Origin of the sequence: Nostoc sp. CHAB 5715 (assembly GCF_020829685.1) — a bacterium.
Classification (GTDB): domain Bacteria; phylum Cyanobacteriota; class Cyanobacteriia; order Cyanobacteriales; family Nostocaceae; genus Nostoc.
Genome location: NZ_JAIVFR010000604.1, coordinates 1 through 4,748, shown reverse-complemented (window position 1 = coordinate 4,748; position 4,748 = coordinate 1). Strand labels below are relative to the sequence as shown.

Here is a 4,748-nt window from a genome sequence, read left to right as displayed (position 1 = left end):
TGGAATGAAGCGGCTTACATCTCGGCAGAAATTCAAGATGGACGACGTAATATTGTGCGATCGCTAATGTGGAGTATTGGCATTATCACTGCCATTTACTTACTAATCAATCTGGCTTACCTGCGGGCGAGGTTGCATTCAAGTTATTGAAGATATTTATGCAGCTGGGTTGCATCCTTGCCATATAGATTTTCTGGCATCTTTGCAGGTAAGAGCAAATCTAGTCGTGCCGATTTTCAAAGAGCAAGATATGTGGGGGCTATTAATTGCCCAGCATTGCCACCAATCGCGTCAATGGCAGCAAACAGAAACCGATTTACTCAAACAGTTGGCAACTCAAATAGGCATTGCTGCCCAACAGGCAGAACTTCGTCAGCAAATCAAGGATCTCCAAGCAAAGTTGGAGTTGCAAAAACAGAAGCAGAAAAATCAGTTGCAGCAGGTGCGAAACTTTGAAGCCTTGGTGCGACGCATGACAGAACAAATCCGCGACAGTTTGGATGAAAGTCAGGTGTTGCAGACAGTGACTCAGGAATTAGCAGAGTTACTGAACCTTGACCGTTGCCAAATCGAACTTTATAGTACCTGTCAAACTCTAGTTACCATTACCTACGAGTACAGCATTAACCTACCTCGGTGTCAAGGATTGACCAGACAGATTGCAGACCGTCTTGAAGTTTATCAGCCACTGTTGCAAAAACAACCTTTGCAATTTTTGGAAATTGTGCCGGGATGGGAACCAAAATTATTGGTTATGTCCCAAATGGCTTGTCCAATTTTCGACACTCAAGGGATTTTAGGAAACATTTGGTTGACAAGACCATCACAAGAGGCATTTGATGAAAAACTCCATCCCCTTGTGGGTGGAGTTTTTGGGCATGGGGAATGGGGTATGGGGCATGGGGAAGAATTACCAATTCCCAATGCCCAATGCCCAATGCCCCAAGCGGCGGGGCGGCTATCCCTCTACAGACACCTGGGGATGGAGTTTCCCGCCGCTTTTGATGAGTTTGAAATCGAGTTAGTGCAGCAAGTTGCAAATGAATGTGCGATCGCCATTCGTCAAGCCCAGCTTTACAAACAAAACCAGGCACAGGTTAAAGAATTAGAAAAATGCGATCGGCTCAAAAACCAATTTCTCAGAACCCTGTCCCAAGAACTGCGGACACCAATAACTAGCATCAGTCTTGCAGTCCAAACCCTCGAAAGTGTCTTGACACCAGCAGAAATATTAGAGATAGAAATAGTTCCACAACTCTTGCAGATTTTGCATAACGAGTGTGCGCGAGAAAACAAGTTAATTAACGACCTACTCACACTTACATATCTAGAAGCCGAACCCGATCCCCCAACTTTAATTGCCATTGACTTACAAAGCTGGCTTCACCCGATTGTCGAGTCTTTTCGAGACTTCACCAACTACCAGCGACAGCAGTTAAACCTGAGCGTTGATCCTGCACTCCCGCTTTTAGAGATAGATATCACAGATATGGAGAGGATTATCACCGAACTTCTCAATCATGTCTGCAAATATACCCCAGCAGGTGAGTCCATCACAGTTTCTGCTCACCTGAGAGGGGACGTAGTAGAGCTTAAGATTAGCAATTCGGGACTAGAGCTTACCAGCAATGAACTGTCACGGATATTTGAGCCATTCTATCACCTTTCCAAACACGATCCTTGGAAACATAGCGGCACTGGACTGGAATTGGCATTAGTGCAGAAAATGGTCAGACATTTAGGCGGCTCAATTTATGTAGAGAGTGCAGTAGATCAAACCACCTTCACCATCAAATTCCCGCTTTAATTCGTTTTTTGGGCGCGGCACAGGCTAGCTAAATTTTCATAAGTCTGCTATGATGGTTATTCGTGCGGGTGACTAGCTCAACGGTAGAGCAGTAGACTCTTAATCTATTGGTTGCGGGTTCAAATCCCTCGTCACCCACTTTTAAAGTATTTTCAAAGCTTGTTAATCAATAGACCTCTTGCATAAATCAAAAATAAACAACCCCACCCCGCATTTGAGTAAAGCAAACGCTCCCCTCCCCAAGAATAAGGGCAGGGGTTGGGGGTGGGGTGCAATGACTATGGGAATCATAACTAATTACCCGGACACGAAAAAGCTTAATTTATCGAACCGCCAAGACGCCAAGAACGCCGAGAATTCGTAGAGTGTGCGTAAGTCCTAAGCTACATATTAGCTTAGGGGCATTGCTATGCTCCTACCGATAAATCTACCCCCTTGGCGCTAGCCTCTCCCTTTGGGAGAAGCTAGCGCTGGCTCACAGCTTTCTCCCAATTCTTCAATTATATTTTGTTAAACCCTTGGGTTAAACTATTGCTAAAGCACTATAAAGTTTTTTATGACTCAATCACCAGTAAAAACTCTCTATGTAACAGACTTTGCATTATGGATTGAGCAGACTCTCAAGAGTTTAAAATCCCAAGACTATAGCAATGTAGACTGGGAAAACTTAATTGAGGAGATAGAAGGATTGGGGAGGAGAGATAGACGAGAATTAGAAAGTCGTTTGACAACTTTATTTGAACACGCCTTAAAACGGAATTATGTAAATTTACCAGAATGTTATGGCGGTTGGGAAGCAACAATTAGCCGCACACAACAGGAATTAAGTCGTATTCTTCGAGATTCCCCTAGTCTACGTAATTATTTCTTAACTATATGTAATGAATGTTATCAAAATGCCCAGAAAAATATGAGTAAGGAATATGAAATAAAATTTCCTGATGATTGTCCTTTTCCTAATGATGTAGAAACATTATTGAATGAAAGTTTTTGGTGTTGTTAAAAACCTGTAGTCATCAGTTTTCGGTAATACCTGCATATATTTTACCTGAGAGATTGTCTCACCCAGAGGCACAAAAGCGCAGAGAGGATTTTGTGCTTTTATGAGCTTGGTATAAACTACCCATGCAGAACGCAATCAAAACAGCGATCGCTATGGTTCAGTAAGTGTAAAATCATCAAGTTATAGATTCATGTTTTTACCTCCAAAAATGGATTCACAATCCGTAAGCTATTTTCGATAATTAAGCCATCTTGCATATCTTCTGAGTAAAGAATAGTTGCTTTCCCTAGAATTGCACTGGCTACGATAAGGCTATCCCAAAATGAAAACAAATAGCGCTCGCGCAATTTTACTGCATACTGAAGCGTTTCTAGTGAGACAGGCAAGATTTCACAGCCTTGTGCAAAATCTTCAATTAAGTTTTGAATTTGCGAGTTATCAAAACCTGCTTTGCGGATTAAATTTGCACAAACCTCGTTTATAACTTGCGTACTAACAAGTAGATTTTCTTGACTTGTAACCTTTGTGGCTATTTGTTGCTTTTGTATTGCATTTGGATTGCTGGGGTTCAAAATGAAACGATAAAGCCAAATATTGGAATCAATAAAGCATCGTGTCGAATCACCAGCGTTCATTTGCTTCTTCTCTGGTGAGTGGTTTGAAACCTGCAATCTGGATAGGATTTATGGTTAACTGGGCGATGATACCCGTTTGCGAAAAACGTTTCTTTTTTGGTGAGGGTTTCAAGATTACAATTTGCACCATTTCAGCGTTGTGTATCTCGTCTTGATACTCAACGGGAATTTCGATTGTGCCGTTGTTGACTTTAGCGTTAAAGTGTGTATTTGTAGTCATCGCTTTTTAGATTCAATTACCTAATATTATAGGAATCGTATTTGATTTTTGAAATTATCTACGTGTGCAGGGAGTGGGGAGTAGGGAGTAGGGAATAAGGAATTAGGCTTTTCGATCTGTACCGAGCTTTTTCATAAATCAAATATTAGTCCTATATACTCTACCCAGAGTGATGAAAGAGCGTTAACACCGGGGATAGCGATGGCAGCATAGCCAGCAGTTAGTAATGCCCCCGCTTTTTTGACACCTTCTACAATTGTCACTGGCACATTATGCCTCCAAACCCAGTGCCAAAATCCACCAGGGTGCATCACGAGCAAGCTCCCGTGTTCCAGCCAAAAGTCCGTTGGTCTGCCGCCGATGGGTTTGATTTGGAATTTGCGAGATGACCCCAGGCTCACAGATGCGATCGCAGGGTTAAATCCCATCGATGATTCATTATCGGAATGCCAGCCGATTGAATCCTGACCACTGCGGTATTGATTACCAATGACAATACGGAACTTGTAGCCAGTCAATCTGGTAATGGAGTCGCGTAACTTGGCCAGATTGTCTGTCCAAGTCAGGGGTTTCAAAAACACGCTGTTGGAGTAAAGGTAATCACATCCGGCATCACCATAAATACACTCCAGACGAGGAACGGGCATTGTTTTACCCGCGATTCTGATTTGATTCTGCTGCCACTCCAGTTTCAAACAGTGTTGGTAGAGTTCGTTTGCTTGTTCAAGGCTTAAGAAATCAGGGTAGTAGGTGACTGGTAAAACTGGGGTTGATTCAGCAAATAAATTGAGTTGTTGCATGATAATTGTCTCCAACTAAAGAACGTGTAACTGGGGGAATTGCTGTTAGTTTTGGTTGGACAAAAATACTTCATGTTTCTTGAGATACCTGCTCCCAATACTCAACAACAAAATTATGGGCTTGCTGTAACACTTGAGGAAGTAAAAATAACGGAACTTCCCAAGCCGCAATCACACTACCAGCGAAACATTCTGCAAGTTCAATCCGAATACATTCTGGTAAATTGCTCTCTAAAAACTTGAGTGAATGATCTTCGTTTTCTGGTAACTGAACAAAAAAATA

General features: G+C 42.2%; 5 protein-coding genes, 1 tRNA gene and 1 pseudogene. 3 read left to right on the top strand and 4 right to left on the bottom strand.

The genetic code is table 11. The features are described 5' to 3' along the window. Nucleotides 1-127: 127 nt before the first annotated feature. From LC574_RS27130 to LC574_RS27120, 3 genes and pseudogenes are all read left to right on the top strand, one after another. A pseudogene (locus tag LC574_RS27130) lies at nucleotides 128-1,807 on the top strand (GAF domain-containing protein); the annotation flags it as partial. Nucleotides 1,808-1,873: 66 nt separating this feature from the next. Next, nucleotides 1,874-1,945 (top strand) — tRNA-Lys (locus tag LC574_RS27125). Nucleotides 1,946-2,363: 418 nt separating this feature from the next. Then, nucleotides 2,364-2,810 carry a DUF29 domain-containing protein gene (locus LC574_RS27120; RefSeq protein WP_229456768.1) on the top strand — a complete coding sequence of 149 codons (447 nt, stop codon included), beginning with the start codon at nucleotides 2,364-2,366 and terminating at the stop codon, nucleotides 2,808-2,810. Between the two features lie 188 nt (nucleotides 2,811-2,998). Here LC574_RS27120 and LC574_RS27115 read toward each other — a convergent pair whose 3' ends face one another. From LC574_RS27115 to LC574_RS27100, 4 genes are all read right to left on the bottom strand, one after another. Next, nucleotides 2,999-3,445 carry a PIN domain-containing protein gene (locus tag LC574_RS27115; RefSeq protein WP_229456767.1) on the bottom strand — a complete coding sequence of 149 codons (447 nt, stop codon included), beginning with the start codon at nucleotides 3,443-3,445 and terminating at the stop codon, nucleotides 2,999-3,001. Next, complete coding sequence (locus LC574_RS27110; RefSeq protein ID WP_229456766.1) at nucleotides 3,432-3,665, bottom strand: hypothetical protein; 234 nt, start codon at nucleotides 3,663-3,665, stop codon at nucleotides 3,432-3,434. The genes LC574_RS27115 and LC574_RS27110 overlap by 14 nt, the downstream gene beginning before the upstream one ends. Nucleotides 3,666-3,796: 131 nt before the next feature. Beyond that, nucleotides 3,797-4,465 carry an alpha-ketoglutarate-dependent dioxygenase AlkB gene (locus LC574_RS27105; protein ID WP_229456765.1) on the bottom strand — a complete coding sequence of 223 codons (669 nt, stop codon included), beginning with the start codon at nucleotides 4,463-4,465 and terminating at the stop codon, nucleotides 3,797-3,799. A 70-nt stretch (nucleotides 4,466-4,535) separates the two neighbouring features. After that, a partial coding sequence (locus LC574_RS27100; protein ID WP_229456764.1) for a hypothetical protein occupies nucleotides 4,536-4,748 on the bottom strand: 213 nt, incomplete at its 5' end.

Excerpts from the sequence above, each read along its gene's own strand:
- LC574_RS27120 (WP_229456768.1), top strand. The coding sequence starts at position 2,364 with ATGACTCAATCACCAGTAAAAACTCTCTATGTAACAGACTTTGCATTA.
- LC574_RS27115 (WP_229456767.1), bottom strand. The coding sequence starts at position 3,445 with ATGAACGCTGGTGATTCGACACGATGCTTTATTGATTCCAATATTTGG.
- LC574_RS27110 (WP_229456766.1), bottom strand. The coding sequence starts at position 3,665 with ATGACTACAAATACACACTTTAACGCTAAAGTCAACAACGGCACAATC.
- LC574_RS27105 (WP_229456765.1), bottom strand. The coding sequence starts at position 4,465 with ATGCAACAACTCAATTTATTTGCTGAATCAACCCCAGTTTTACCAGTC.